Origin of the sequence: Exiguobacterium aurantiacum DSM 6208 (assembly GCF_000702585.1) — a bacterium.
In the GTDB taxonomy this organism is placed as follows: domain Bacteria; phylum Bacillota; class Bacilli; order Exiguobacteriales; family Exiguobacteriaceae; genus Exiguobacterium; species Exiguobacterium aurantiacum.
In genome coordinates, this window is record NZ_JNIQ01000001.1 from 2,568,028 (window position 1) to 2,593,475 (window position 25,448).

Annotated in this window: 29 protein-coding genes; 7 read left to right on the forward strand and 22 right to left on the reverse strand. The window is 53.6% G+C overall.

Features of this window, described 5'->3' with window-relative positions:
- Positions 1-42: 42 nt before the first annotated feature.
- Positions 43-1,314, reverse strand: a complete 1,272-nt coding sequence (gene odhB / locus P398_RS0113530) for a 2-oxoglutarate dehydrogenase complex dihydrolipoyllysine-residue succinyltransferase (RefSeq protein WP_029335733.1) — start codon at positions 1,312-1,314, stop codon at positions 43-45.
- 18 nt (positions 1,315-1,332) lie between these two features.
- A complete protein-coding gene (locus P398_RS0113535) occupies positions 1,333-4,179 on the reverse strand; it encodes a 2-oxoglutarate dehydrogenase E1 component (protein WP_029335735.1) in 2,847 nt (948 codons plus the stop codon).
- Between the two features lie 367 nt (positions 4,180-4,546).
- Between P398_RS0113535 and P398_RS0113540 the strand changes: the two genes are divergently transcribed.
- The 4 genes from P398_RS0113540 to P398_RS0113555 all read left to right on the forward strand — a co-directional run bounded on the left by P398_RS0113540 (position 4,547) and on the right by P398_RS0113555 (position 7,086).
- The gene (locus tag P398_RS0113540; RefSeq protein ID WP_235263395.1) at positions 4,547-5,455 is read left to right on the forward strand and encodes an ABC transporter ATP-binding protein; all 909 of its coding nucleotides are present in this window, start codon (positions 4,547-4,549) and stop codon (positions 5,453-5,455) included.
- Positions 5,433-6,170, forward strand: a complete 738-nt coding sequence (locus tag P398_RS0113545) for an ABC transporter permease (protein WP_029335736.1) — start codon at positions 5,433-5,435, stop codon at positions 6,168-6,170. The genes P398_RS0113540 and P398_RS0113545 overlap by 23 nt, the downstream gene beginning before the upstream one ends.
- Positions 6,171-6,236: 66 nt before the next feature.
- Complete coding sequence (locus tag P398_RS0113550) at positions 6,237-6,785, forward strand: cysteine hydrolase family protein (RefSeq protein WP_029335737.1); 549 nt, start codon at positions 6,237-6,239, stop codon at positions 6,783-6,785.
- A gap of 106 nt (positions 6,786-6,891) precedes the next feature.
- Entirely contained in the window at positions 6,892-7,086 is a 195-nt protein-coding gene (locus P398_RS0113555) for a hypothetical protein (protein WP_029335738.1), read from the forward strand.
- Positions 7,087-7,105: 19 nt separating this feature from the next.
- Here P398_RS0113555 and P398_RS0113560 read toward each other — a convergent pair whose 3' ends face one another.
- The 5 genes from P398_RS0113560 to P398_RS0113580 form a co-directional block, all read right to left on the reverse strand.
- Positions 7,106-7,714, reverse strand: a complete 609-nt coding sequence (locus tag P398_RS0113560; RefSeq protein ID WP_029335739.1) for a class I SAM-dependent methyltransferase — start codon at positions 7,712-7,714, stop codon at positions 7,106-7,108.
- Positions 7,715-7,816: 102 nt separating this feature from the next.
- Positions 7,817-9,727: an LTA synthase family protein gene (locus P398_RS0113565; protein ID WP_024371870.1), complete on the reverse strand. Its 1,911-nt coding sequence runs from the start codon at positions 9,725-9,727 to the stop codon at positions 7,817-7,819.
- A gap of 103 nt (positions 9,728-9,830) precedes the next feature.
- Positions 9,831-10,175 carry a transposase gene (locus P398_RS17145; RefSeq protein ID WP_081828311.1) on the reverse strand — a complete coding sequence of 115 codons (345 nt, stop codon included), beginning with the start codon at positions 10,173-10,175 and terminating at the stop codon, positions 9,831-9,833.
- 259 nt (positions 10,176-10,434) lie between these two features.
- On the reverse strand, positions 10,435-11,214 hold the full coding sequence (locus P398_RS0113575) for a sulfite exporter TauE/SafE family protein (protein ID WP_029335743.1): 780 nt from the start codon (positions 11,212-11,214) through the stop codon (positions 10,435-10,437).
- 38 nt (positions 11,215-11,252) lie between these two features.
- The gene (locus P398_RS0113580) at positions 11,253-11,624 is read right to left on the reverse strand and encodes a rhodanese-like domain-containing protein (RefSeq protein WP_029335744.1); all 372 of its coding nucleotides are present in this window, start codon (positions 11,622-11,624) and stop codon (positions 11,253-11,255) included.
- A gap of 117 nt (positions 11,625-11,741) precedes the next feature.
- Here P398_RS0113580 and P398_RS0113585 point away from each other — a divergent pair, with 117 nt between their 5' ends.
- The 3 genes from P398_RS0113585 (at position 11,742) to P398_RS0113595 (ending at position 14,696) form a co-directional block, all read left to right on the forward strand.
- Positions 11,742-12,038, forward strand: a complete 297-nt coding sequence (locus P398_RS0113585; RefSeq protein ID WP_029335746.1) for a rhodanese-like domain-containing protein — start codon at positions 11,742-11,744, stop codon at positions 12,036-12,038.
- A gap of 69 nt (positions 12,039-12,107) precedes the next feature.
- Positions 12,108-13,508 (forward strand): MBL fold metallo-hydrolase, encoded by a 1,401-nt coding sequence (locus P398_RS0113590; RefSeq protein WP_034799239.1) that lies wholly within the window; start codon positions 12,108-12,110, stop codon positions 13,506-13,508.
- Positions 13,509-13,571: 63 nt separating this feature from the next.
- On the forward strand, positions 13,572-14,696 hold the full coding sequence (locus tag P398_RS0113595) for a TlpA family protein disulfide reductase (RefSeq protein WP_029335748.1): 1,125 nt from the start codon (positions 13,572-13,574) through the stop codon (positions 14,694-14,696).
- A gap of 24 nt (positions 14,697-14,720) precedes the next feature.
- Here the strand turns inward: P398_RS0113595 and nfsA are convergent, their stop codons facing one another.
- From nfsA to P398_RS0113670, 15 genes are all read right to left on the reverse strand, one after another.
- Positions 14,721-15,473 (reverse strand): oxygen-insensitive NADPH nitroreductase, encoded by a 753-nt coding sequence (nfsA, locus tag P398_RS0113600; protein ID WP_029335750.1) that lies wholly within the window; start codon positions 15,471-15,473, stop codon positions 14,721-14,723.
- A 62-nt stretch (positions 15,474-15,535) separates the two neighbouring features.
- Positions 15,536-16,222: a hypothetical protein gene (locus P398_RS0113605; RefSeq protein WP_051638918.1), complete on the reverse strand. Its 687-nt coding sequence runs from the start codon at positions 16,220-16,222 to the stop codon at positions 15,536-15,538.
- Positions 16,223-16,287: 65 nt separating this feature from the next.
- Positions 16,288-17,757 carry a catalase gene (locus P398_RS0113610; protein ID WP_029335752.1) on the reverse strand — a complete coding sequence of 490 codons (1,470 nt, stop codon included), beginning with the start codon at positions 17,755-17,757 and terminating at the stop codon, positions 16,288-16,290.
- Positions 17,758-17,867: 110 nt separating this feature from the next.
- Positions 17,868-18,446: a hypothetical protein gene (locus tag P398_RS0113615; RefSeq protein ID WP_024371858.1), complete on the reverse strand. Its 579-nt coding sequence runs from the start codon at positions 18,444-18,446 to the stop codon at positions 17,868-17,870.
- A gap of 156 nt (positions 18,447-18,602) precedes the next feature.
- Complete coding sequence (locus tag P398_RS0113620; protein ID WP_029335753.1) at positions 18,603-19,328, reverse strand: class I SAM-dependent DNA methyltransferase; 726 nt, start codon at positions 19,326-19,328, stop codon at positions 18,603-18,605.
- On the reverse strand, positions 19,328-19,675 hold the full coding sequence (gene rsfS, locus P398_RS0113625) for a ribosome silencing factor (RefSeq protein WP_024371856.1): 348 nt from the start codon (positions 19,673-19,675) through the stop codon (positions 19,328-19,330). The genes P398_RS0113620 and rsfS overlap by 1 nt, the downstream gene beginning before the upstream one ends.
- Positions 19,676-19,685: 10 nt before the next feature.
- Entirely contained in the window at positions 19,686-20,243 is a 558-nt protein-coding gene (gene yqeK, locus P398_RS0113630; RefSeq protein WP_029335754.1) for a bis(5'-nucleosyl)-tetraphosphatase (symmetrical) YqeK, read from the reverse strand.
- Positions 20,233-20,802: a nicotinate-nucleotide adenylyltransferase gene (locus P398_RS0113635; protein ID WP_029335755.1), complete on the reverse strand. Its 570-nt coding sequence runs from the start codon at positions 20,800-20,802 to the stop codon at positions 20,233-20,235. The genes yqeK and P398_RS0113635 overlap by 11 nt, the downstream gene beginning before the upstream one ends.
- Positions 20,799-21,095 (reverse strand): ribosome assembly RNA-binding protein YhbY, encoded by a 297-nt coding sequence (gene yhbY / locus P398_RS0113640; protein ID WP_024371853.1) that lies wholly within the window; start codon positions 21,093-21,095, stop codon positions 20,799-20,801. The genes P398_RS0113635 and yhbY overlap by 4 nt, the downstream gene beginning before the upstream one ends.
- Positions 21,096-21,100: 5 nt before the next feature.
- Positions 21,101-21,886, reverse strand: coding sequence for a shikimate dehydrogenase (gene aroE, locus P398_RS0113645; RefSeq protein WP_029335756.1), 786 nt, complete (start codon positions 21,884-21,886; stop codon positions 21,101-21,103).
- Complete coding sequence (gene yqeH, locus P398_RS0113650) at positions 21,883-22,995, reverse strand: ribosome biogenesis GTPase YqeH (RefSeq protein ID WP_024371851.1); 1,113 nt, start codon at positions 22,993-22,995, stop codon at positions 21,883-21,885. The genes aroE and yqeH overlap by 4 nt, the downstream gene beginning before the upstream one ends.
- Before the next feature lie 134 nt (positions 22,996-23,129).
- Positions 23,130-23,756, reverse strand: a complete 627-nt coding sequence (locus P398_RS0113655) for a YqeG family HAD IIIA-type phosphatase (protein WP_024371850.1) — start codon at positions 23,754-23,756, stop codon at positions 23,130-23,132.
- A gap of 127 nt (positions 23,757-23,883) precedes the next feature.
- Positions 23,884-24,666, reverse strand: coding sequence for a phosphatidylserine decarboxylase (locus P398_RS0113660; RefSeq protein ID WP_051151422.1), 783 nt, complete (start codon positions 24,664-24,666; stop codon positions 23,884-23,886).
- On the reverse strand, positions 24,663-25,082 hold the full coding sequence (locus tag P398_RS0113665) for a thioredoxin family protein (protein ID WP_024371848.1): 420 nt from the start codon (positions 25,080-25,082) through the stop codon (positions 24,663-24,665). The genes P398_RS0113660 and P398_RS0113665 overlap by 4 nt, the downstream gene beginning before the upstream one ends.
- 66 nt (positions 25,083-25,148) lie before the next feature.
- On the reverse strand, positions 25,149-25,343 hold the full coding sequence (locus tag P398_RS0113670) for a YjzD family protein (protein WP_024371847.1): 195 nt from the start codon (positions 25,341-25,343) through the stop codon (positions 25,149-25,151).
- Positions 25,344-25,448 lie beyond the last annotated feature (105 nt).

Sequence of the window (25,448 nt, forward strand, 5' to 3'; positions counted from 1 at the left end):
CCTATTGGGGAGCATATCATTGATCGGCATGGACCTTCTTGTTTACGCTTCGAACAACAACTGTTCTGGGTCTTCAATCATATCTTTAATGTGTTTGAGGAACGTCACGGCCTCACGACCGTCGACGATCCGGTGGTCGTACGAGAGCGCCACATACATCATCGGGCGGTTCTCCATCGTCTCCGCGTCGATGGCGATCGGACGGAGTTGAATCGAGTGCATCCCGAGGATGGCGACTTGCGGCCCGTTCAAGATCGGTGTCGACAAGAGTGAGCCGAACACGCCACCGTTCGTGATCGTGAACGTGCCACCTGTGAGATCGCTAAGCCCGAGCTTGTTGTTACGGGCCTTGTCGGCGAGGTGGAGGATATCCTTCTCGATTTCGCCGAAGTTTTTACGATCTGCTTCACGGACGACCGGGACGACGAGTCCGTCTGGTGCCGAGACGGCGATGCCAATATCGTAATACTTCTTCAAGACGATCTCGTTCCCTTGAATCTCAGCGTTCAAGTACGGCATCCGCTTGAGTGCCGCAACGGCCGCTTTCGTGAAGAACGACATGAAACCGAGTTTGACGTCGTTGTCTTTGACGAACTTCTCTTGACGGCGTTTGCGGAGTGCCATCACTGCTGACATATCGATCTCATTGAACGTCGTGAGCATCGCGGCCGTCTGCTGGACTTCGACGAGACGGTTCGCGATCGTCTGGCGACGGCGTGTCATTTTGATGCGCTCTTCTTCTTTGCCGCTCGCCGCCGGTTGCGGTGGTGCAGCCGGTGCTTTCGGAGCTTCTTGTTTCAGAGCCGGTTTTGACTCGTGGCTCGTCACGTCATGGACGTTAATGCGGCCGATCGGATCGCTCGTTTGAACGGCTGAGAGATCGATCCCTTTCTCACGCGCGAGCTTACGGGCTGCCGGTGTCGCAATCGGACCTTTGCCCGGACTTGCGACGTGTTCTTCGCGGCGCTCGACTTTCTTCGCTTCCCCGACCGCCTCGACTTTCGTCTCAGCCGGAGCTGGAGCCGTCTCGGCAGGTGCTTCTGTCTTCGTCTTCGTCGCGACCGCCGTACCGCCGCCTGAACCTGAACCGAGGCGGGCGATGACTTGTCCGACTTGGACCGTGTCGCCTTCTCCGGCAAGTTGTTCTTCTAACACGCCCGCTTCATCTGCCGGCACTTCGATATTGACTTTGTCTGTCTCGAGTTCGACGATGGCTTCCCCTTTTTCGACGTGGTCGCCTGGCTGTTTGAGCCACGAGGCGACCGTTCCTTCCGTAATGGACTCTGCTAACTCCGGTACTTTGATTTCGATCACAATGAGTTCCCCCTTAACTTATTTACGATCTTTTTGGTATGTGCTCGTGCCCGCCGCACTTGAGACGACGTCACGCGATAATGCGTCATGGATGATGCGCGCTTGCTCTTGTTTGTGGGCTGTCGGATTTCCTTCGGCCGGACTTGACCGGCGGCGACGACCGATATAACGGACGTTCAAGCGGTTCGATGTGACTGCTTCGAGGCGCGGCTCGATGTACGTCCATGCCCCCATGTTTTTCGGTTCTTCTTGTACCCAGACGATTTCTTTCGCGTTCGGATAACGGCTGATGACGTCACGAATCTCACGCACCGGGAACGGATAAATCTCTTCGACACGGATGATGTGCAAGAAGTCGAGCGACTCCTCAGACTTCATCGTCGCTTCTTGGAGATCGATCGCCATCTTCCCTGAACAGAAGACGAGACGTTCGACTTTGTCCGGCGTCTCCCCGAGACCTGGTTGCTCGACGATCGGGCAGAAGCTGCCGTCTGCCAAATCTTCGACCGGCGAGGCTGCGAGCGGATGACGAAGCAGGCTCTTCGGTGTCATGATGATCATCGGACGAACTTGTTCTGTCCCGAGCATCTTCGCTTGGCGGCGTAAGATGTGGAAGTATTGAGCGGCCGTCGACAAGTTGGCGACTGTCCAGTTCTTCTCTCCGGCGAGTGTCAAATAGCGTTCCATCCTGGCACTCGAGTGCTCAGGGCCTTGTCCTTCATAGCCGTGCGGCAAGAGCATGACGAGACCAGACTTCTGTCCCCATTTGGCCCGTCCGGCCGAGATGAACTGGTCGAACATGACTTGCGCGGAGTTGGCGAAGTCACCGTACTGCGCTTCCCACAAGACGAGCGTGTCTTGGGCGAAGACGTTGTATCCGTACTCGAAACCGAGCACCGACCCTTCCGAGAGCGGGCTGTTGAACACAGAGAACGAGGCGTTCGCCGTCGACAAATGGTGGAGCGGCGAGAACTTCTTGCCGGTCTCGACGTCGTTCAACATAATGTTGCGCTGGGCGAACGTACCGCGTTCAGAGTCTTGACCGCTCAAGCGGATCGGTGTCCCGTCCGAGATGATGGACGCATAGGCGAGCGTCTCGGCATGACCCCAATCGACTTTTCCATTTTCCCCGAACGCGTCACGGCGACGATCGAGCACTTTTTGAAGTTTGTGGAACACGCCGAACCCTTCCGGCCATTCGAGAAGATCGTCGTTCAATCGTTTGAGTACATCACGGTCGACGGACGTCTCGACAGACGGGAAGCCTTTATGGACCGCTTCCGGCAAGACGATATCCGCGTCTTCTTCTTCGGCCGGTACGAGGTCTCTGGCCGACTTGAGCCGTCCCTCGATCGATTGCTCGATTTTCGCCTTGTCTTCTTTCGTCATGACGCCTTCGGATTCAAGACGGTCAGCGTAGACGTGACGGACCGATTGGTGGCCTTTGATTGCTTTGTAGAGCACCGGGTTCGTGTTCATCGGTTCGTCCATCTCATTATGGCCGTAACGGCGATAGCCGACCAAGTCGACGAGGATGTCTTTATGGAATGTGGCACGGTATTCGCTGCATAGCTTGGCGACGGCGATACAAGCTTCCGGATCATCGGCGTTGACGTGGAACACCGGGATCTCATATCCTTTGGCGATGTCACTCGCGTAACGCGTCGAGCGCGAGTCGCTCGGGTCGGTCGTGAAGCCGATCGTGTTGTTGGCGATGACGTGAACCGTTCCGGCCGTGCGATACCCTTTCAAGTTCGTCATGTTGAGTGTCTCAGCGACGATGCCTTGGCCTGGGAAGGCGGCATCCCCGTGAATCAAAATCGAGGCGGCTTTGTCGTCGTGCTGGACGGCCATCCCTTTTTCAGAGCGATCGTCTTGCGCGGCACGTGTGTATCCTTCGACGACGGCACCGACGAACTCGAGGTGACTCGGGTTGTTGGCGAGGTTCAAACGGACTTCTTTTTTCTCTTCAAGTACTTTCCGGTCGAGGCCGAGGTGATACTTGACGTCCCCTGACCAGCCGAAGTTGATGCCGATTGAGCCTTCTGACGGGATCAGCTCTTTGTTCGGCGCGTGTTGGAACTCGGCAAAAATCATCTCATACGGTTTCCCGAGCACATGCGCGAGGACGTTCAAGCGTCCCCGGTGCGCCATCCCGATGTTGATATGTTCCGACCCGCTCGAGATGAGTCTGCCGACCATCGCGTCAAGGAGCGGTACCATCGCGTCGAGCCCCTCGATCGAGAACCGCTTTTGACCGACGTACGTCTTATGAAGGAACGACTCGAACAGTTCTGTCTCGGCCAGGCGTTCAAACAATTCGATTTTCTCGTTCTTCGACAGTTTCGCTTTGAGCGCCCCTTGCTCGATGCGACGGCGAATCCATCGTTTCTCTTCCATGTCATCTAAATGACGGAGCTCGATGGCGACCGTGTCCGTGTAGACGTCAAGCAAGTGACGGACGAGCTCGAGCGCGTTCGCGCCGGCCTTCGGCACATCTTCTGTCAATAAGTGGGCCGGGATCTGTGTCAAGTCCGCTTCTTCTAACCCGTACCGATCGAACGCAAACAAGCCGTGTTCGCGCGGGTGGTCTTTGAGCGGGTAGATATCAGCCGCTTTATGGCCGAGTGCCCGAATGTCATTGACCAGCCGTGTCGCTGCCACGACTTTCTCTAAATCAAATGAAGCGGCCGGAGTTTCTGGCAATGCCGTTTCCGGTGCCCCGTGCTCGTCAAAGTAACGACGCGTCTCCGCATCGACTGATTCTGGGTCTTCCAAATATTGCTCGTACAATTCAACGATGTAGCCTAAGTTTGGACCATAAAATGATTGCAACGCTTCGTGACCGTTCGACGACTCTCCCATTGAATAAATCCCCCTATCCGTTCCTATGCGCCCTTGTGTGTGAACGCTTTCATTTTAACATTAAGCACGAAGCAGTTCATCCTTCTGATTCGCACTAGATAAAGAGCCAAATCTTGCCTCTTACTCTCCCCTCCATACTACACCTTTCCAGCTCGAAAGACCCATTCAAATTCACAATTCGTCCATACTATTTCAATAAGTTTTCCTTATCGATAAAATGTGAACCGACAGCTCCGTTTCATCCATTTCAAAAAAAGGTGAAACCTTGTTTCAGTCTGCTCCGTAATACCGTTGTAAGCAAGTTGGTAAATACTCTCAACGAAAGCTAGGTGACAGCATGTTAACCGTACAAAACGTACACAAAAAGATGGGTAAGACGAACGTATTGACGAACGTCAGTTTCGAAGTCGTGCCGGGTGAGATTTTTGGGTTCCTCGGTCCGAACGGCGCCGGGAAGACGACGACGATTCGCATCATTACCGGCCTCATGCCGGCGACACATGGCTCCGTGACCGTCGATGGGTTCGACGTCGCGACCGAGCGCCAAGAGGCACTCAGCCGTATCGGGGCAATCGTCGAGAATCCGGCTTTCTATCCGTACTTGACGGGTCGTGAAAATTTGATTCATGCGATGAATTTGATCCCTGGTCTAAAGAAAGTAGATTTGAACGCTCTCGGTGCTCTCGTCGGCCTTGAGATGAAGCTCGATATGAAAGTGAAGCAGTACTCACTCGGGATGAAACAACGGCTCGGGATCGCCCGGGCGCTCTTGCACAACCCGAAAGTACTCATCTTGGATGAACCGACGAACGGTCTCGACCCGGCCGGCATCGCCGACCTTCGCCAGTACTTGCGACACCTCGCCGACCATCGCGGCATCGCCATCTTGATTTCGAGCCATCTGCTCAGCGAGATGGAAATGATCACGGACCGTTTTGCCATCATCGACCAAGGGCAAATCAAATCCGTCCAAGGCGGCGAAGGCGAACCGAAGACCGAAAGCGTCATCCTTTGTAAAGTCGACCGGGCGCATATGTCCGAAGCGCTCGATGTGGCGGCGCTCGCGTTCGATGACGTCAAGATCATCCAACAGTCGGCCGAGACGTTCATCGTTCCACGTCCGGAAGCCGACATCCCCCATTTGTTGAAACATCTCATCGACCGAGGGATCGGGGTTTATCAAATCGGGATGAAGCACGAGACGCTCGAAGAACAGTTCTTGAAATTGACGAAGAAAGAAGGAGGCACGAACAATGCGTTCATTACTAGCCAATGAGTTCATGAAGTGGAGACGGACGATCAAACCGCTCGTCGCACTCGGAATGTACACCGGGATCATCGTCTTGACGTATTTCATCGTCCGAAGCGGAAATGAGCCAGGGGATGCCGCCACGTTCGTCAACTATGCGACGATGGCCGCCATGACGTTCCTCGGCATCTTCACAATCGTCTTCACGGCCGAGATGATCGGGAACGAGTTAAAGTTCGACACGTTGAAGCATTTGCTCATGAGCCCTTACTCACGCGACCGCATCCTATTATCCAAACTCGTGGCCGCCCTTCTGATCATGCTCGTCCAATTCGTGTTTATCATCGCCGTTTCGTACGGCTTCGCCCTCACGCTGGACGGGAACTTGACGTTCGAGCAGTTCCGTAACATCTTACTGAGCATATCGAGCGGCGTGTTCGTCATCTTCTTGACGCTCATGTTCTCGGTCGTCTTCAAGTCGGTCGGCGTCGTCATCGGGTTTACCGTGCTCGCGAACTTCCTGTCGACGATGATCGGTGGGCTCCTCATCACGTGGAAGCCGGCCATCGCCAAATGGATCGTCTTCCTGCACACGGACTTGTCCGTCTATTACCAAAGTCCCGGCTTCATGGAGACGATGGACGTGACGATTTGGTTCTCGGCGCTGTACGTGTTGATTCATATCATCGCGTTTTATATCGTCACGGCGTTCATGTTCCGCAGTAAAACGTTCGCCGAATAACGGTTAAACGGTCGGATGAAGTGGTACTTCCTATTAGAGATTAGTTTCTAACGAGGAGGAACCTGTATGTCAAAAACCGCTTTACTCATCATCGACATGTTCAACGACTTCGATTTTGTCGGCGGGGACGACCTATTGCGTAACACGGAACCGATCGTCGAGCCGATTTTGAAGCTGAAGCGCCACTTTAAAGACGCGGACTTGCCGGTCATCTACTGTAACGATAACTTTGGCCAGTGGAAAGACAGCACTGAGGACATCGTCCGTCACGTCGAGGCGTCGAAAGGGCGGGACATCGCCAAACGTATCGAGCCGGAAGACAAAGAGTACTTTATCATCAAGCCCCGCCATTCAGCATTTTACGGGACGCAGCTCGACATCTTGCTTCGACAACTCGATGTCGAAAAGATCGTGATGACCGGTGTCGCCTCGGACATCTGCATCTTGTTCTCGGCGAACGACGGCTATATGCGCGAATATGAGCTTCATGTCCCGCGCGACTGTGTCGCCGCAGAGACAGATAAACGGAACGATAGCGCCCTCACCGTCATCTACGAGGCGCTCGGCATTCCGATCGATGACGCGAAAACGTACATCCACGACCAAAAATCGTGACAAAAGCCTCTGTCTGTTGGACACATAATCCCAACATTTCAGAGGCTTTTTTGTTTGTTTTTCAGCTATGCTGAATATATGAAGAAACAATGAAGGATGTGACAACATGTACCTCACGATTGGATTATCGCTACTCGTCTGCTTGATCGCCCTCATCTTCACGATCATGGTCGGCCTCGGCAAAGACAAATCCGAGTATAGCCAAAGGAAGAGTTGGTCAATGGTTTCCTGGATTTATATCATCTTATTGCCGCTCTCGTTTATCGGGCTCGGGCTCCTCTACTATTTCATCACCCGTTGACACGTTCATCGGGATTTTTTTATTTGACCGCGACCGCGATCCCAAACGGGTAATGACGGCCTGTCCGCTTCGGTTCAACGAGCACCCCTCGTTGATAGTAGTATTCGACTGACGTGAAGCGTTCGAACAGCGCTTCAAATTCCGTTTCCGTGAACTGATGCGCGTGAAACGGTTCATTCGTCGGCTGCCCAATCCCTTGTCCGAACGGTGTCGACAAGACGAGTGTCCCTCCCGGCTTTAACAACGCCCACACGTTTTCCATAAACCTCTCAAAATCCGCGACGTGTTCAATCGTCTCAAAGCTGACGATACAGTCGAATTGACCGAGCTGTTCAGGGAGCGTCCGGTCGAGTACGTCCCCGACGACGTAGGTGACGTTCGGATGATGATAGCGACCTTTCGCATAGTGAATCGAGGTCTCGGATACGTCGACGCCGACGACTTCTTTCACGGCCCCTTTTAAGTTTTTCGCGATCAGTTGTCCGCCGTAGCCGCTCCCTGTCGCGAAGTCGAGCACGCGCCCGTTCAAATACAATAATGAAAACTGATAACGGGCGATATGTTCGAGCAACATCCCGTTCATCGGGCTCATTTGATCGGGAATGACCCGTTCTCCCGTATACTCCATTCGCTTCACTCTCTCCTGTTATGACTCCTGTCATCTTACCACGTTCATTCGCGTACTGATTCAAGACAACAAAAAAAGAGAGATGGCACTCTCTCTTTTTCATCATTCATTCTGTTCTTTAAAGCGAAGCAAGTCCGAGTAAATGATCGCGTCGTTCATCTCGAGCACTTTGTTTGCTTCTTCTTCGAGCGGTGTGCACACATCACGGTCGGCGGCGACTTCACCCGTCTCCGCTTCGTAACAGATCGACTGCGTGAAGACATGGTCTTTCGTCACAATCGTCCCGTCACGGAAGATGGCGCGGTCGTTCCGCTCCGGCGCGAACAAATCGTTCCCGAACCCGATTTGGTCCGACGTGTCGATTCCGAGCAAATGCTGAATCGTCGGGTTCATGTCGATTTGGCTGCCGACGCCGTCATGGACGACACCTTCTTCTTGTCCCGGTAAGTGAATCGCGAATGGGACTTGTTGGAGCTTCGCGACGTCATAAGGGGTGATCTCATCTTTCCCAAGCAAGTCGGCCATCGCGGCGTTATGGTTCGTCGAGATGCCGTTATGGTCGCCGTAGACGATGAAGATCGTGTCTTCCCACATGCCGTTCGCCTTCAACTCGTCGATGAACAGTCCGAGCGCGTAGTCCTGATAGGCGAGCGCTTGCGGGAAGTTGTTGAGCGTCGTCGAGTTCGTCTCGAACTTCGGCACGAGCTCATGCTCCTCACTCGGCATCGTGAACGGGAAGTGGTTCGTCAGCGTGATGAGTTTCGCAAAGAACGGCTCCGGTAACTCTTCAATCATCGGCACCGACTGTAAGAAGAACTCATCGTCGAGCAGTCCCCATTCCGTCATGTCGGCCGGGTCCCCGAGGTCGTAACTGTCTTGGTCATAAAACTCGTCGATCCCGATGTTGGCGTACATCTGGTCGCGGTTCCAGAACGATTTGTTGTTCGCATGGAACACGGCCGAGTGATAGCCGTCTTGCTTGAGACGTTCCGGCAACGCATTGTACTCGTTATCGGCGTTCGTGAAGTAGACCCCGCCACGCGGCAATCCGAAGAGTGAGTTGTCGAGCGCGAACTCAGAGTCCGACGTCTTCCCTTGGCCGGTCGTATGGTAGAAGTTAGGCCAGAAGTGCGACTCTTCGATCAGTTTGTTCAAGTTCGGCGTGATGTACTCGCCGTTTGGTGCTTTCATGTGATTCGTAAAGTTTTGAGCCGACTCGAACGAGACGGCGATGACGTTCTTGCCTTTATACTTGCCGAACATCTCCGGGTCCGGCGCTGCATAATTCTGACGCGTATACGATTCAATCTCCGCGAGCTCGGAACCGTCGGCCATCGCTTTTTGCGCCGACGTCTTCGTCTGGAGCATCGCGTCGTACACGTGAAAATTGAACGTCCCAAGATTTTTAACTAATAGTTCACGGTCGAACGAGCGCGTGAGCAGCTCTGGACGCTCCGTCTCGGCAAGCGCCAAGTTGAAGCCGAACATAGCGGCAGCCGCTGTGAACGTCGCGATGACACGTTTGCGTGACGCCTTGCCCGTCTCGTTCATCTTCCAAAGCAAGAACGGCAAGACGATCAAGTCTCCTAATAGAAGCAAGTCTTTCCAGGCAAGCAATGATAAAAAGGACGACGATAGCGTCTCTATGTTCGAAGACTGGAACAACACCGGGACGGTCAAAAAGTCCGTAAACTCTCGGTAATATGTCGTGTCAGCGAACAAGATGAGCGATGAAATGGCGTACAAAATATAGAGCGCCCACTTTCGCTTGTTCCCTCCGAAGAAGAAACTGAACGCGAACAAGAATAGCGTCGAACTGAGCGGATTGATCAATAAGATGAACGACTGCATCGCATTGTCAATCGGGATGTTGAAAAAGAACTGATAGGCGATGGTCGACTTCGTCCAAAGCAGCAAGGTGAACAGCCAAAACAGACGATGTGTCTGGAACGAGTTGACTGTCGCTTGCCGGAACCGAGCCATCTTTCCTTTCGATTGATTCATGGGATTCATTCAAAAACACTCCTTCATGTGTAGATCCATATAGTCGAATCGTGTCTCCACGATTGAACGTACAAACGTATGAGTCGTATTTTAACGTTCCTTTGACCTTAAATCAACCGAAGGAATGTGGGAAATCATCGCAGAGCCCGATATATGTAATGAAAAAACTACCGGCCGATGCGAGGGTACTGAAAAACCTCCGCTCTATCCAATCCCCCTTTTTCATTGCCCTTATCCTGTTTTTTTCTTTTCGGAGGGCAATGATTCGCTTCAGGTTGACCGCGATGATTGCCATCACGCTCTGTAACGTCATGCCTTTCAGGTCTGGCGTCTTGTAGCGCGCCAGACCTTGCGGGTTCTTCAGTTGGCTGTTCTTCGCCTCGATGGCGAAGCGTTTCCGGCGATGGTCCTTGAAATCATCCGTCTGCTCATAGTCGAGTTGGTCGCTGTGTTGCAGTCAGCATAGTCCGAAATGCCAGACGCGTACAGCGCCGCCCGAGGGCACGCCGACTCCCGGGGAATCAGCGGGCAAGGCGAGACCCAGCAGCGACGACGTCGCGATTCGGCTCGACGCCCGCCCCCAGGAAAGCGGCGTGCCGGACAGGGCGGCTGAAGGGCAATGAAAACAGAGGAACGCTATCCCTGCCGGGGCGACGCTCCTCTGTTCAAAATCATTTAAAGTTTTTCAGTGCCCTCGCCGATGCCGGTAGTTTTCATTAACCGATGATGTCCATCCAAATCTTGACCGTGCTCGCTAAAATGAGGAGCGCCAAAATAAGTTGGAGCGACTTCGTCTTCATGTTCTTCCCGACACTCGCCCCGATCGGTGCCGCGATCAAGCTGGCGATGATCATGATGAAGGCCGGCTCCCACACGATTTGGTCGGTGATGATTTTACCGGCTGTCGATCCGATCGATGAGATGAAGGTGATGGCGAGCGAACTCGCAATCGCCATTTTCGTCGGAATGCGCAAGACGACGAGCATGATCGGCATTAAGATGAACGCCCCCGCTGCGCCGACGATGCCTGAGGCGATCCCGACGACGAACGCTGACCCGGCGGCGATGACTTTATTGAACGTCACTTGATCGAGCGGGACGTTCTCGACGTTCGCTTTCGGCAGGAACATCATGACCGTCGCGATCGTGGCCAGGACGGCGTACACGACGTTAATCAAGTTCTCCGACAAGAGCGTCGACCCGTAACCGCCGATGAAACTCCCGATCAACACCGCCACACCCATGTAAAGGATGAGCTGCTTGTTCAAGTATCCACCTTTTCGGTACGCGTAGATTCCCCCGATCGTCGCGAAGAATACTTGAATCGCGCTGATCCCGGATACCTCATGCGCGCTGAACGCGACAAATCCAAGGAGCGGCGGAATGTACAATAACATCGGATATTTGATGATCGAACCGCCGATGCCGACCATCCCCGAGATGAACGACCCGATGAATCCGATTAAAAAGATGGTAATGATAAACCCTAACTCCATAAACAATCCTCCAGTTCCCTACTTGCGAGAAGTAAGTTCTATTTCTGTTCCCAGGCGATCATGCCGCCGGTCACGTCATAAATTTCAGTATACCCCCGGTCGTTCAACAAGCGTGCAGCTTGGGCGCTCCGGTTTCCGCTTCGACAGATGATATAGATGGGGTCATCTTTCGCATAGGGCAATTCGGTCTCATTTAATGTAGAAAGTGGTGCGTTCACCGCTCCCTCTATATGCCCCCCCTCGTATTCCTCCACTTCACGGACATCTATTAAGGTGATATCATCGTTTTCCAATCTGTTTTGTAATGTTTCGACGTCGATTTTAGTAATTTCTCCCTTATTTGATGTGAATAGTACGATTAAAAGGGTCCCGACTACTAAAACTGACAACACCATCACGATTTTACGCATTTATTTCGCCTCCAATCTTTCTGCTTGCATTGAGTATACCTTAGGGGGTATATTAAAGCCAACGAAAGATTCTCGTTGCCAAAAAAACCTGATCAATGAAAAGGAGATTATGACCACATGAAAACCATTTCTACGACTGAACTCGAAACGTTGCTAAACGCTGATGACTCGCTCAATTTGATTGACGTTCGTGAAACGGACGAATATGCGGGCGGTCACATTAAACAAGCGAAAAACGTACCGCTCTCTGAATTCGGGGCGAAAGTCGATGAGCTTGACCGTTCGAAACCGATTCACGTCATTTGCGCGGCCGGTGGACGTAGCATGAACGCGGCGGCTTATCTCGATTCGCTCGGCTTCGACGTCGTCAACGTCGACGGTGGCATGATGAGCTGGACGGGTGAGACAGTTTAATTACTTCTTTATATAAAATTCAACGAAACTACTGATGTTTACAGTCAACTATTCTAGGGGGTACTTCACATGTTATTACGTTATTTCTATGATGAAAAATTAGCACAAGCTTCATATATGGTCGGTTGCCAGATGACAGGCGAGGCCGTCGTCATCGACCCGGCCCGCAACATCACACCTTACTTGCAAGAAGCCGAAAAAGAAGGTATGAACATCGTCGCCACGGCAGAGACACACATTCACGCCGACTTCGTCTCAGGGTCACTCGAGCTCGCCAAGCGCACTGGTTCGAAAGCGTACTTGTCAGATGAAGGCGACGCTTCGTGGAAGTATGCCTTCGCGAAAGACATCGACTCACAACTCGTCAAAGAAGGCGACACGTTCAAAGTCGGTAACGTCACGCTCGAAGTCATGCACACACCAGGTCACACGCCAGAACATATCTCGTTCTTGCTCTACGACCGCAACCAGACCCAACCGATGGGTATCTTCACAGGCGACTTCGTCTTCGTCGGCGACATCGGTCGTCCTGACTTGCTCGAAGAAGCAGCCGGTGTGAAAGGCACGACAGCGATCGGCGCCGAGCAAATGTTCGATTCGCTCAACAAATTCAAAGCTCTTCCTGACTTCGTCCAAGTATGGCCTGGCCACGGTGCCGGCAGTGCTTGCGGAAAAGCGCTCGGCGCGATCCCAACATCGACGGTCGGTTACGAGAAAGCGACGAACTGGGCGCTTCAAATGACAGACAAAGATGCGTTCATCAAAGAGTTGACGACGGACCAACCGGAGCCGCCGAACTACTTCGCGATGATGAAGAAAGTGAATAAGGAAGGCATCGAAGTGACGAACACTCTTCCACGTCCGGAAGTCGTCGGTGCTGACCGTCTCGACAAGCTTGTGAACGACACGCAAGTCATCGATACACGTAGAGGCGAAGATTTCGCCAAAGGTCACGTCCCGGGCACGATCAACATCCCATACAACACGAAGTTCGTCTCATGGGCTGGCTGGCTCGTCAACTTCGACGAAGACATCACGCTCATCGCGAGCGCTGACGACGTCGAGCAAGTTCAAATCGACTTACAATCAATCGGCATGGATAAACTCCGCTACATCGTTCCTGTCGAAGAGCTCGGTCAAGAGCTGTTGACGGAAACGTACACGGACGTGACGGCCGAACAAGCGATCGATTCAGCTGAAAAAGGTGACGTCTTCGTTCTTGATGTCCGTAACGCGACAGAATGGAACGCAAGCCACTATGAGAAAGCCGAACGTATCTTGCTCGGAAAACTCGCACGCGACCACGAAGGTCTCCCGACAGACAAAACGATCGCCGTCCACTGTGCGTCAGGCGTCCGTTCACGCATGGCAGCGAGTGTCCTCCAATCGCTCGGCTACAAGGATATCCAAAACATCCTCGGTGGCTATGGCGCGATGAAGACAGTCCTCAATGCAGAACAAATTCGCTAATGCTATACTAAAAACAAAGAAAGCGCCCACTCGTTTGGGCGCTTTTTCTCTAGGAGGGATCATTTGATTGCAATCGGCCCACTGAACATCCGACTCGACTTGCTCGTATTCATGGTCAGTCTGCTCGTTCTCTACATCGGCTTCAAAAAAATCGGTTTGACGGAAAAAGAGCGTGACGCGGTCCTCGGCACTTGGTTCGCCGGCTTCCTTGCTTGGAAAGGGAGCGCCATCGTGATCGGTCTGATCTCGACCGGCAGCTTGTCACTTGCCCTGTATGCGACCGGTGGAAACTGGTCGGTCGCCATCGCCGCGCTCGTCATCGGACTGTTCGTCTTTCGGCTCGACAAGCGGCTTTATGGCTATTGGACGTTGTCCGGTCTCGTCCTTTGGCTCGGTGTGACGCTTACCGTCCCGCGTTACGCCTCGCTTCCACTCATCGCTTCACCCCAGCCGCTCCACTTGTACACGGCCGGGCTCATCGTCTTATTGATTATTTTAACGTGGCGCTGGATGCGGACGCCATCGCTCGGTTTATTGGTTTGGACGGCGGTCGGGGCATCGGCCATCTGGCTCGCGAGCACGTATGTGACGACGACGCTGAACCTGTCGTGGCTCGTGCCTTTCACAGCATTAATCGCCCTTGCCGTTTACCTTGCGAGACCGTCGCGCCGTGTCGTGCAATACGGACTCGGGGCCCTCGTCCTCCTCGCCGTCGTCAATGCGAGCTTGCCGGACGAGACGAAGACGCTCGACTCGAACACGACGGAAGCGACGGGACTGAACATCGGCCAAGTGCCCCCGAATTTTGAGTTGAGACGAACGGACGGCAGTACGTTCCGCTTGGAAGATTTACGCGGACAGCGCGTCGTCATCAACTTCTGGGCGTCTTGGTGCCCCCCTTGCCGTGCCGAAATGCCCGACATGGCCACATTCGCCCGTTCGACGGACGAAGTGACGATCGTCGCCGTGAATACGACGACGAGTGAGCGTGACGTGATGGACGCCCAGACGTTCGTCGCCCCGTACGAAGATGCGTTCGAGGTCGTCTATGATGAGGACGGTACCGTCGCGAACGGCTACCGCATCCAAGCGATGCCGACGACGTACGTCCTTGACGAGTCGGGTGTCATCACCGCGAAACAGTTCGGCGCCATCGACAAGGCATGGCTCGATGCCCGGACAAAATAAAAACCGCCGAAGTATTGGCGGTTTTTATTTTTGCTTCAAATACCCTTGCGTCTTTAAAAAGTCTTTCACGTCGAGCCGGGTCGGTTTCGACAACATCCGTCCCATCTGACCGGTCCACGTGTCGTTACGTTGATTTGAACCGCGTGCCGCGTAATAGTCGTGGATCGTCTCATCATAACGTGACAGTTGGCGTTTCAACTCATCCGACTCGAGTTCATATGTATTCTCGTGATAGACGTGTTCGAACGGTAGGCGCGGCTTCTGGTCCTCGACGTGGTCCGGGACACCGACCGCGAGACCGAACAACGGCAACACCCGCTCCGGCAGACCGAGCAGTTCCTTCACGGCGAACATGTCGTTCCGGATCCCACCGATGTAACAAATACCGAGCCCCATCGATTCCGCGGCGATGACCGCGTTTTGTGAGGCGAGCGCCGCGTCGATGACCGCGACGAGCAGCTTCTCATCTGTCTCGAGCGTGGCCGTCACGGCCGCATCATGAAGTTCACCGATCAACTCGTGACGATAAAAATCGGCGCAAAAGACGAAAAAATGCCCGTTCTCAGCGACGTACGCCTGGTTCCCGGCAATCTCAGCAAGCCGTGTCTTCTTATCCGGGTCGGTCACGCCGATGATCGAGTAGGCTTGGATGAAGCTCGACGTCGAGGCACGTTGGGCGCTCTCGACGATGAGCCGGATTTGTTCGTCGGTCAAGCGCTCGTCCGTGAACGAGCGGACGGAGCGATGGTTCAATAACGTTTCGATGACTTGGTTCATGAAGCTTCCCCCTTTTTTATTATCTTGGCACAGAGGGAAGGCTTCCGACAATTGTAGAGACTTCACTCTACTTTCGAGATGACCCACGGCAACCATAAGACAGGCTCCGTCCCCACGTCTTCTTGATTACTGTATGCACAATACCGTTCCGCTTCTTTGAGCGTCGGAATGAAACCGTGCTCATTCAACCGAAACGTGAATCGTTCCGCGAAGTCCCGCTCTAACCCGTTGCACAAATACGAATGGAACGTGCCATACTCATACCCGAGCATTTCATAACCGAGAAGCCGTCCTGCTGTCTCGTCGTGTTCGTGTCGTAAAATGAACCGTTCGACACCGTATCGCTCGGGACCGTCTCCTTCTTCACCTTCTGCTAATAAGTCAAAAACATAAGACTCAGGCAGGCAGAGCTCAATGATGTCGAGTTCGATATGAGCGAAGAAGCGGTCCCGAAATTTCTTCGCGAGTTCCATCGTCTGAAACGTTTGAGGGTATCCGAGTTCCCCCCGCTCATGGTATAATGCTACCCATTCTATGAGCATGAGAAAGTCTTCTTCGCTGAGTCGCAGCCGTTCTCGATACAGCTCCTTACTACGGTTTGACGTCCCCCAAAGAACCTCAAGCGTCGGATGTTGTTCACAAATGCATGCACTCGCTGACTGGACGAACTCCGGAATCAATCGCGCGTCCATATAGTCGGCTCGTTTCGTCCGTTCGATCAGCAAATAGCCCCCACTTCGCACATTCATCTCGTCACCTCCATTCTCTAGTATACGCAAAAAAAGCAGAGCGCAAACGCACTCTGCTCCTCTGCTTATTCTGTCACTTGGCTCAAGAACGGTGTGATGTCGACGTTCAGCTCTTTCGAGAGACGCTCGCCGAGGTCACGGTCCGCACGGTAGAAGTTGCAGATCAACAACAGCACCGTGTTCTCGTGGCGGACTTCTTTAATGTGGGCGACGAGGTTACGGACGAGGGCGTCTTTCTCTTCTTGCGAGTAACGGCGGTACACTTCGCCCGCTTGCCCGAAGTCGTTCGTCTTCTCGATCTTCTGACGACCGGCTACGCCTGTGAGCGGCTGTTCCGTCTCGATATAAGCCGCATCCGGTTTCGGTGCGTCCTCATAGCGGTTCGGTTCATAGTTGACCGGGCTCGTCTGCTGCTTGAACGGCATCGCGCCGTCACGCTGGTTGTTCGACACTTGTGCGAACGGGCAGTTGATCGGGAGCTGTAAGTAGTTCGCCCCGATGCGGTAGCGTTGCGTGTCCGAGTATGAGAAGAGACGACCTTGGAGCATCTTGTCTTCAGACGGTTGAATACCAGGCACGAGCACACCCGGGTTGAAACCGACCGATTCCGTCTCAGCGAAGTAGTTGTCGACGTTTTTGTTCAATGTCATCGTTCCGACGAGTTGATACGGGATGACGTCTTCGAACCAATCTTTCGTCGCGTCGAGCGGATCGAAGTCGAAGTTGTCCATATCGGCCGGGTCGAGGATTTGAACGTATAAGTCCCACTCTGGGAAGTCGCCTTCTTCGATGGCGTTGAACAAGTCACGCGTCGCATGGTTGAAGTCTTCCGCTTGCACTTTCGCCGCTTCGTCCATCGACAAGTTTTTGATACCTTGTTTCGGAACCCAACGGAGTTTTACGTACACCGTGTTGCCGAATTCGTTGACCCATTTGAACGAGTGGACAGACGAACCGCGCATATGACGGTATGACGCCGGGATGCCTTCGTCACTGAACAAGTGGATGAGCATGCTCGTCGACTCCGGTGTGAGCGACATGAAGTCGAAGAAACGGTCCGGGTCTTGAAGGTTCGTCCGTGGGTCCGGCTTAAGTGAATGGATCACGTCCGGGAATTTGATGGCGTCACGGATGAAGAAGACCGGCAAGTTGTTCCCGACGAAGTCATAGTTGCCTTCCTCTGTGTAGAACTTGACCGAGAATCCGCGCGGGTCACGGAGCGTTTCCGGTGAGCCGAGGCCGTGGATGACCGTCGAGAAGCGAGCAAAAATTGGAGTTTCTTTTCCTTCTTCTTGCAAGAAATTGGCTTTTGTATATCGTTTCATGCTATTTTTAACTTTAAAGACACCGTGTGCTCCGGCACCACGGGCGTGAACGACCCGTTCCGGCACGCGCTCACGGTCAAAGTGGGCGAGTTTCTCAATTAGCTGATAATCTTCGAGAAGCGTTGGGCCGCGGCGGCCCGCAGTGATGGAGTTGGCGTTATCCCCGATTGGGACGCCTTGGTTAGTAGTTAGACGACGATGTTGATCCATATTGTTGCCTCCTCTTTATAATCATTCTTACAAAGTTAATAATATTAAAAGATAATAATTATTACAAACAAAAGAGCTCGAGAATCCCGAACTCTTTTTTGTAATCGCTATCATTCGCCGTTTTTCTGTTGTTCTTTCCGGTGAATCTCTGTCACCAGCAACGCCGCGATAATTCCCCCGAGCGACCCGGCGACGATGTCGACCATCGTATCGTCGTTACCGTTCCCTTGCATCGTCGTATTCAAGACGAGGTCGGACGTGAACTCATACATCTCCCACAGCGCCGCCCCCGCCATCGAGAAGACGACGATATAGACGAAGACGAACCGTTTCGGCATCTCGAGCCGAATGTCATCATCGAGACGGCTGAAAAAGTCATAGCCGAGAAACGCCAAAAACACCCCGCTCAAGACGTGTAAAAACGTGTCCCACCACCCGTTCGAGTAAAGACCGACGATCGATCCCAAATATTGCGACGCAAACAAAAACAAAATATAGGCGACTTTCATCTTCGCGTCGAACTCGGTCTTGAACGCTTTCTCCAATAGGAACGGGATCAACCCGGACACCATCCCGGCCCCGGCGACGCTCGCGTCAAACCACGCCTCTTCGATCACCGATGTGACAAGAATGATCCCCATGAACAAAACGAAACCGAACTCTAGCATCCGTCCTCGTGTCAGTTTCATCTCACATTCCTTCCTTCCATCCGATGTCTCTTGTTCTCATTCCCGTTTCAGCCAGGAATGGAACGATTCCTATGAAAACTTCACGCATTTGTCGAATCGCGATGACGGTCTCGGCATGACAAAAAGACCCCGTCGCAATCGCGATGAGGTCTCGTCTTATTTCTCGGCGACAAAAAAGATGCGTTCGGCGTCCGGGCCTGGCGCTTTGTCCGTGAAGTCGGCCGTTACCGATTTCACATGAAAGCCCGCCCCGATGAGCCATTGCATATACTGTCCCGGCTCATACGTCCGCTGTTCGTGCGTCTCTTCAACACGCTCATACGTCCCGTCCTCTAAGGCGACGAAGAACGTCAAGTCGTGAACGACCGAGAGCGGGGCCTCGCCCGGATCGGCGAACCAAATGTACGAGCAGTCCTCCCCGTTCGACGCGTACGTCTTCTGGTTGAAGAGCGTCTCCATCTTGTTCGGCGAGTGGACGTCGAAGATGAACGTCCCGCCCGGCTTGAGTTGCTCATACACCGCCTCAAACGTGTCGATGACATCGGCCTCGTCCGCTAAGTAGCAGAGCGAGTCACAAAGGATCGTCACGGCATCGACGGGGCTCGGCAACTCGAGCTCGCGCATGTCTTGCTGCCAAAGCGGCAACGCAACACCAGCTTCAAGCGCTTTCTCTTGGGCGACTTCAAGCATCGATTCAGACAAGTCAATGCCTAGCGTGTCGTAATGAGCGGCGAGTTGAATCGTCGCAGAACCCGTCCCGCATCCGACGTCGGCGAGCGACGCACCGTCCGGCAAATGACGCCGCACGAACGCGACCCACTCCCCGTAAGGTGCGTCTTTCATCAACTCGTCGTATACGTAGGCGAACCCTTCGTACGCCATTAGCCGACTTCCACTTCGATGTGCGGCGCATCAGCCCACAGCCGCTCAAGGTTGTAGTAGTCGCGGTCGTCGCGATGGAAGATGTGGACGACGACGTTCTCGAGGTCAGCGAGCACCCAACGAGCCGTGTCCATGCCTTCGAATTTGTGAAGCGGGAGATCGTTCTCACCGGCGACGTCTTTAATTTCGCGTGCGATCGCTTCGACTTGCTTCTCTGAGTTCCCGTGGCAGATGACGAAATAGTCCGCGATCGGTGAAATCCCTTCCATGTCGAGGACGACGATGTCTTCGGCACGTTTGTCGTCCGCAGCTTTCACAATCAATTCTAGTTGTTCTTTTACAGTCATATTGACCCTCCTAAGGTGTGTTCACAAAATGGTTATACGTCTCGATCGTCAGTGGGAAAATCCGCACCGACTTGTTCAATAAATGGTGGATCGTCTGGCGCAGCGTCGCGACGACGGCTGCCTCGAGTGACGTTTCGGCCACGTCGCGCAACAGTTCGACGCCAGGATAGTTTCGGTTCGGTTCAATCGCATCGGCCACGAATAAAATCTGGTCGAGGCGCGACATCCCCGGTTCACCCGTCGTATGATTTTTGATGGCGGATACGACGGCAGCGTCCAGGTCGTAAGTGCGGTCCAACAAGACCGCACCGACCGGCGCATGGAGCAACTCGTCATCAAATTCGAGCAACAACGGGTCGAGCGGCTCGTCCAAGACGACCCGGCGCATCTCATCACGGTCAAAATATTTCGCATAGTCGTGCAACATCGCTGCCAGACGTGCCTGTTCCACGTTCTCTCCATACTTCAGCGCCAAGCGTTCAGCCGCCTCGACGACGCCGAGCGTATGGATGAGTCGTTTTTCGGGCAACGTCTGTTCAATCAACGTTCTCGCTTCTTCATACGTCATACAGTCCATGCTCCTTGATATAAGTTTCGACGTCAGCCGGCACGAGGTAGGCGACCGAGCGGTTCCGCTTCGCGCGCTCCCGGATGTCGGTCGACGAGATCTCAAGCTGCGGCATGTCGATCATCCGGACATCGGCCCGTTTCGGAAGACGATAGCGGCTTCCGGGACGAGCGACGGCGCCGAACGTAACGAGCTGAATGAGTGTCTCGTAATCGTACCATTTCTCGAGCGCTTCGAGCGAGTCGGCACCAATCAAGAAAAAGAACGTGTCGTCGGGATAGCGCTCGCGCAACCGTTTCATCGTCTCGACCGTATACGACGGTTCTTCTCGTTCGAACTCGATCAAACTGAGCTTGAAGGCAGGGTTGTCCGCGATCGCCCGTCGCGTCATCTCGATCCGGTCGTCTGCCGGACTGAACCCGGACTTATGGGGCGGGATAGCCGCTGGCAGAAACCAAATCTCATTAAGGTCGAGTTGTTCCCGCGCCTGTTCGGCAATGAGCAGATGACCGAGATGTGGGGGGTCGAACGTCCCTCCCATCAAACCGATGCGGCTCATGGAAGTTTGATTTGGCGATTTTCTTTCTCCGTCGCCTGTTTGTACAAGACGATGACTTTCCCGATGACTTGAACGACTTCGGCTTTCGTGCCTTCAGCGAGCTCTCCGGCCACGTCTTTCGGCGTGTCGGCACAGTTTTGGAGCACTTGCACTTTCAACAGTTCACGCTTCTCGAGCGCGTCACTAATGTCTTTGCACATCGCTTCGCTGACACCATTTTTACCGACTTGATAGATCGGCGAGAGGTGATGGGCCTCTGAACGTAAAAAACGTTTTTGTTTACCTGATAACATTATTTCTATTCCTCCAATAAGCTCTCAATTAACTTCATTCCAACAAGTTGATCCGGTTTCACACCTGTAAAACGTTCAAACGCCAAGGCGCCTTGTCCGACGAACATGGCGATCCCGTTGACGGTTTTTCCACCGCGTTCGGTGGCTTCGCTTAAAAATGGTGTGACGAGTGGACGATATATGATATCACAAACGACGGTGTTTTGTCGTAATCGATTTAACGATAACGGGGATGACACCCCGTCCATCCCGACCGATGTCGTCTGGATGATGACGTCATACCGTGAGACATCGACGTCTGACAGCGTGCTCGACTCGATGCCGAACTCGTCCGCGAGACGCTCCGCCCGGCTCATCGTTCGGTTCGTGACCGTGACATTTCGCGTCGGTAACGCATGGATGATCCCACGCGCCGCTCCACCCGCCCCGATGACGAGCACACGGCCCGTCCAGTCGGTGTATGGGTCGAGTGCGGTCACGAGACCGATGCCGTCCGTGTTTGCCCCGATTAAACGACCGTCTCGTTTGTAGACGGTGTTGACGGCGCCAGCCGACTTGGCTGCCTCTTCTAAATCGTCTAGCAACGGGATGACCGCTTCTTTGTACGGGATCGTCACGTTGAATCCGTCAAAGTCCCCGTCTCGCATCGCTTGAAACAACGGTGCGAGCTCGGCTGCTGTGACATCGATCGCCTCATAGCGCCCGAAAAGCCCAGACGCCCTCAGCCACTGCTCGTGCAGGACGGGAGAGAGCGAATGAGCAATCGGGTGACCGATGACGGCCAGTCTCATACGAGCGCCTCACGCAACGTGACGGCAACTCCTTTTGGGGCCCAAGCAGCGATACGGCCGCCTTTGCCGTGAATGGCGACCCAACCGAGTCCGCTGAAGACGATATCCGTCTTGACGCCGTCACGGAGACTGAACTCGTGACGAACGAGCGGCGGCAATTTTTCGAGCGTCTTCTCGTTCGGCGGGTTGAGCATTTTGCCGATATGGTTCTCGTACAACTCGTCCGCTTTGTCGAGCTTCGTACGGTGCGTCTTCAACTCGTTCGACATGTAGACGACGAACGACCGTTTGTTGCCTTCCATGTAGTCGAGACGGGCGAGTCCACCGAAGAAGAGCGTCTGCTGCGGGTTCAATTGGAACACGTGCGGTTTGATCTCTTTTTTAGGGGTGATCGTCTTCAAATCTTTCGCATCGACGTAATGGGCCATTTGGTGGCGGTTGATGATCCCTGGCGTGTCGTAAAGGTTCGCATCGTCATCGAGCGGGACGTCAATCAAATCGAGCGTCGTTCCCGGGAAATGGCTGACCGTGATGATTGCCTCGTCCTCTTCGCCGAAACGCTTGATGATCTGGTTGATGAGCGTCGACTTCCCGACGTTCGTGCAACCGACGACGTAGACGTCTTTGCCTTTACGGTAATATTCGATCTTCTCAGCGAGTTCGTCGATGCCGTGCCCTTTTTTGGCACTGATCAAATGGACGTCGACCGGGTTTAAGCCGAGTTCTTTCGCCTCGCTCTTCATCCAGTTCGCCATCCGGTTCGGGTTGACCGATTTCGGCAACAAGTCGACTTTGTTTCCGACCAAGAGGACCGGGTTGGACCCGACCGAACGTTGGAGTCCCGGGAGCCAGCTCCCATTAAAGTCGAAGATATCGACGATTTTAATGACGAGCGCCTCGCGCGCGCCAATCCCGTTCAAGATGCGCAAGAAGTCGTCATCTGTCAGTTCGACGTCTTGAATTTGGTTGTAGTGTTTCAATTTGAAGCATCGTTGGCAAATGACGATCTCGCGATCGAGTGCCGATTTCGGGGCATACCCGACACCAGCCGGGTCTTCCGTTTGAATGAGAACGCCGCAACCGGCGCAATAACGTTTTGTTTCTTCCATAGCGTTGTCTGCTGTCATTTAAGTTTCCTCTTCTTCATTCGCTGTAGCGCCTCGCCGCTACTCCTGAAGCGTTAATTCCGACGCCTTACGCGCCGTACAAGGACAGCCTCCTTCTTCCTGTGCGTTCGAGGTCCTTATTCATCTTTTTTATGTGAATCTTCGGAACGCGAGTGCATCGCTTCCCCGATTTTCTCAGCGACAGCCACTTTGGCCCGCTTCGCATCGACGGCAATCTCCTCGACTTTCTTCGTGATCAATACGTACTTCCCGCGGCGCTTCATGTGCGCGAACACGACTTTCTCGAGCATACGGTTGAACTTCGTGACGAGACCGTCCGTCTTGACGACAGGTTCGACGTGGATGACGTGGATGCCGGCCATGTTGGCGCCGAGCACGTCCGTGAACAGTTGGTCCCCTAAGAAGATCGCTTCCTTCGTCGAGTAGCCGTATTTGGCGAGCGCCTGCTTGAAACCTGACGGCAATGGCTTTTTCGCGCGCGACACGTAGTGAAGACCGAGCGGTTCCGTGAACGTTCGGACGCGGTTCTCGTTGTTATTCGACACGACGATGACATCGAGTCCGTGTGATTTCACTTTTTCCAACCATAGCAAAAGAAGCTCCGGTGCGTGCGGGACGTCCCAGGCCACGAGTGTATTATCAAGGTCCGTCAAGATGACGCGGACACCACGGTCTTTCAATTCTTCAAGGTCGATGTCAAAGACTGACGCGACGAACTGTTTCGGATAAAGTCGATTAAACACGTTTGAATTCCTCCAATTATCTAAAGCGATTCAACTACTCATACAAGTATTGATATCCCTTCTATGGTAAACGAAAACCGACCAAACGACTAGTGTATCGTTTGGCCGGAAAGAAAAAGTTTGTGAATTAGCCGTTTTGGATCGTTCCGATCGCTTCACCGAGTCGGACCGGACCGATTTTTGACGAGTCAATCGCGACCCGCCCTTTCTCAAAGCAAAGGACGACCGTCGAGCCGAACGAGAAGTAGCCGACTTCCTCGCCTTTCGCCACTTCAGACGCGTCATGCGTCCACTCGATCGTGTTGACGTTCAAGGCGCCGACCATGACGTGCTCGTACACGCCGGCCGCACTGTCAAAGCGTGTGACCCGGCGATAGTTGCGCGAGAGCGGACGGACCGTCTCCGTCAAACCGATCTCATTGACCGGGGCCGATCGATCACCGAGCTCATAATGGCTGAGCACGCGCCCGGCGAGCGGGACGTGGACGCGGTGATAGTCGCGCGGGCTCAAGTAAAGCACACACACCGTGCCGCCTGCGTAACGACGCGCCTCTTGCTGAGAGCCGAGCAACTCGGCGAGCGTGTAGGACTGCCCTTTCACCTCGAAGCGGCTATCGTCTGAGATGTCCGTGACGATCGACAATTTCCCGTCGCACGGGGAAACGATGGCGTCGGCGCGTTCATCGATAGGACGAACGCCGTCTTTCAAGTGACGCGTGAAGAAGGCGTGCAAACTCGGATACGTCGCGATCGGATCTTTCGCTTCCTCGAGATCGATCGCATACAGTTTAGCAAACGAAGGGATGAGCGGACGGCTGATCGGTGACTCAGCGAACGACCGGAGCCGTTTGGCGATGAACGGCGAGGCGTTCAGTTCAAACAACGTCTGGTAGAAACGACTTTTGATCACTGTTCGCCCTCCTCGTTTTTAAAGAACGTCTCATATTGTTGCTCAGAGACGGCTCCTTCGATGCGCCCTGTCTCTTGACCGTCCTCGAATCGGATGACGGTCGGGGTGCCGTTAATGCCGTATGTCGTCCAGACGTTATGGTCGGCCAAGTTGATCGAGACGGCATCGTACTCTTCAACGAGCGGCTCGACGTATGGTTTCACTTGTTCACAGTACTCACAGCCAGTCTGCCAGAAGTAAACGACGACCTCTTCTTCTTCCGAAATCTTCGTCTCCAGCTCTTCTGCCGTGACGGCGTTGACGCCTTCCTCTTCGTTCGCGTTGTTCAAAAAGAACAACAGCCCGATACCGATGACGATGATGGCACCGATGATTGCGAACGTGATAAAGTTCGCGCGTTTTGCATCATTTTTCATAGTTGGTTCCTCCTTCAGATATAAAAAGAACTGACTCAGATGTGAGTCAGTTTGATTGTGAACGCCTTACTTCTCTTGAGCGACGTCGCTGATCCCCATATCGCGGTTAAGCGTATCCAAGAGTACGATAAAGATTGTGATGACCACGCCAAACGCTGTCGCGAGCATCGCATTGAATGGCACGCCATCGACAGCAGAAATGATAAAGATTGCTGTGTTCGAAAGCAAGATCGCCCAGAACAATGTGACTAAATAACGCATCGAAAGTCCCCTCCATCTCACAGATGATTCATGAAAAATCCATACGACCTTAGTATAGCATTGTTACCATAGAATGTGCGACCTCGATTGTATATTCTTTCCGTT

Coding starts and splice junctions, on each gene's coding strand:
- P398_RS0113610 (WP_029335752.1), bottom strand. CDS start 17,757: ATGGATCAACATCGTCGTCTAACTACTAACCAAGGCGTCCCAATCGGG.
- P398_RS0113550 (WP_029335737.1), top strand. CDS start 6,237: ATGTCAAAAACCGCTTTACTCATCATCGACATGTTCAACGACTTCGAT.
- P398_RS0113665 (WP_024371848.1), bottom strand. CDS start 25,082: ATGAAAAATGATGCAAAACGCGCGAACTTTATCACGTTCGCAATCATC.
- yqeH (WP_024371851.1), bottom strand. CDS start 22,995: ATGGAAGAAACAAAACGTTATTGCGCCGGTTGCGGCGTTCTCATTCAA.
- P398_RS0113560 (WP_029335739.1), bottom strand. CDS start 7,714: ATGGAGTATACGGGAGAACGGGTCATTCCCGATCAAATGAGCCCGATG.
- P398_RS0113575 (WP_029335743.1), bottom strand. CDS start 11,214: ATGGAGTTAGGGTTTATCATTACCATCTTTTTAATCGGATTCATCGGG.
- P398_RS0113535 (WP_029335735.1), bottom strand. CDS start 4,179: ATGGGAGAGTCGTCGAACGGTCACGAAGCGTTGCAATCATTTTATGGT.
- P398_RS0113590 (WP_034799239.1), top strand. CDS start 12,108: ATGTTATTACGTTATTTCTATGATGAAAAATTAGCACAAGCTTCATAT.
- yhbY (WP_024371853.1), bottom strand. CDS start 21,095: ATGTTATCAGGTAAACAAAAACGTTTTTTACGTTCAGAGGCCCATCAC.
- P398_RS0113615 (WP_024371858.1), bottom strand. CDS start 18,446: ATGAAACTGACACGAGGACGGATGCTAGAGTTCGGTTTCGTTTTGTTC.
- P398_RS0113605 (WP_051638918.1), bottom strand. CDS start 16,222: ATGAATGTGCGAAGTGGGGGCTATTTGCTGATCGAACGGACGAAACGA.
- P398_RS0113540 (WP_235263395.1), top strand. CDS start 4,547: ATGGGTAAGACGAACGTATTGACGAACGTCAGTTTCGAAGTCGTGCCG.
- P398_RS0113670 (WP_024371847.1), bottom strand. CDS start 25,343: ATGCGTTATTTAGTCACATTGTTCTGGGCGATCTTGCTTTCGAACACA.
- P398_RS0113635 (WP_029335755.1), bottom strand. CDS start 20,802: ATGAGCCGCATCGGTTTGATGGGAGGGACGTTCGACCCCCCACATCTC.
- P398_RS0113545 (WP_029335736.1), top strand. CDS start 5,433: ATGCGTTCATTACTAGCCAATGAGTTCATGAAGTGGAGACGGACGATC.
- yqeK (WP_029335754.1), bottom strand. CDS start 20,243: ATGACGTATGAAGAAGCGAGAACGTTGATTGAACAGACGTTGCCCGAA.
- nfsA (WP_029335750.1), bottom strand. CDS start 15,473: ATGAACCAAGTCATCGAAACGTTATTGAACCATCGCTCCGTCCGCTCG.
- P398_RS0113620 (WP_029335753.1), bottom strand. CDS start 19,328: ATGGCGTACGAAGGGTTCGCCTACGTATACGACGAGTTGATGAAAGAC.
- P398_RS0113555 (WP_029335738.1), top strand. CDS start 6,892: ATGTACCTCACGATTGGATTATCGCTACTCGTCTGCTTGATCGCCCTC.
- P398_RS0113565 (WP_024371870.1), bottom strand. CDS start 9,727: ATGAATCCCATGAATCAATCGAAAGGAAAGATGGCTCGGTTCCGGCAA.
- P398_RS0113580 (WP_029335744.1), bottom strand. CDS start 11,624: ATGCGTAAAATCGTGATGGTGTTGTCAGTTTTAGTAGTCGGGACCCTT.
- aroE (WP_029335756.1), bottom strand. CDS start 21,886: ATGAGACTGGCCGTCATCGGTCACCCGATTGCTCATTCGCTCTCTCCC.
- P398_RS0113585 (WP_029335746.1), top strand. CDS start 11,742: ATGAAAACCATTTCTACGACTGAACTCGAAACGTTGCTAAACGCTGAT.
- rsfS (WP_024371856.1), bottom strand. CDS start 19,675: ATGACTGTAAAAGAACAACTAGAATTGATTGTGAAAGCTGCGGACGAC.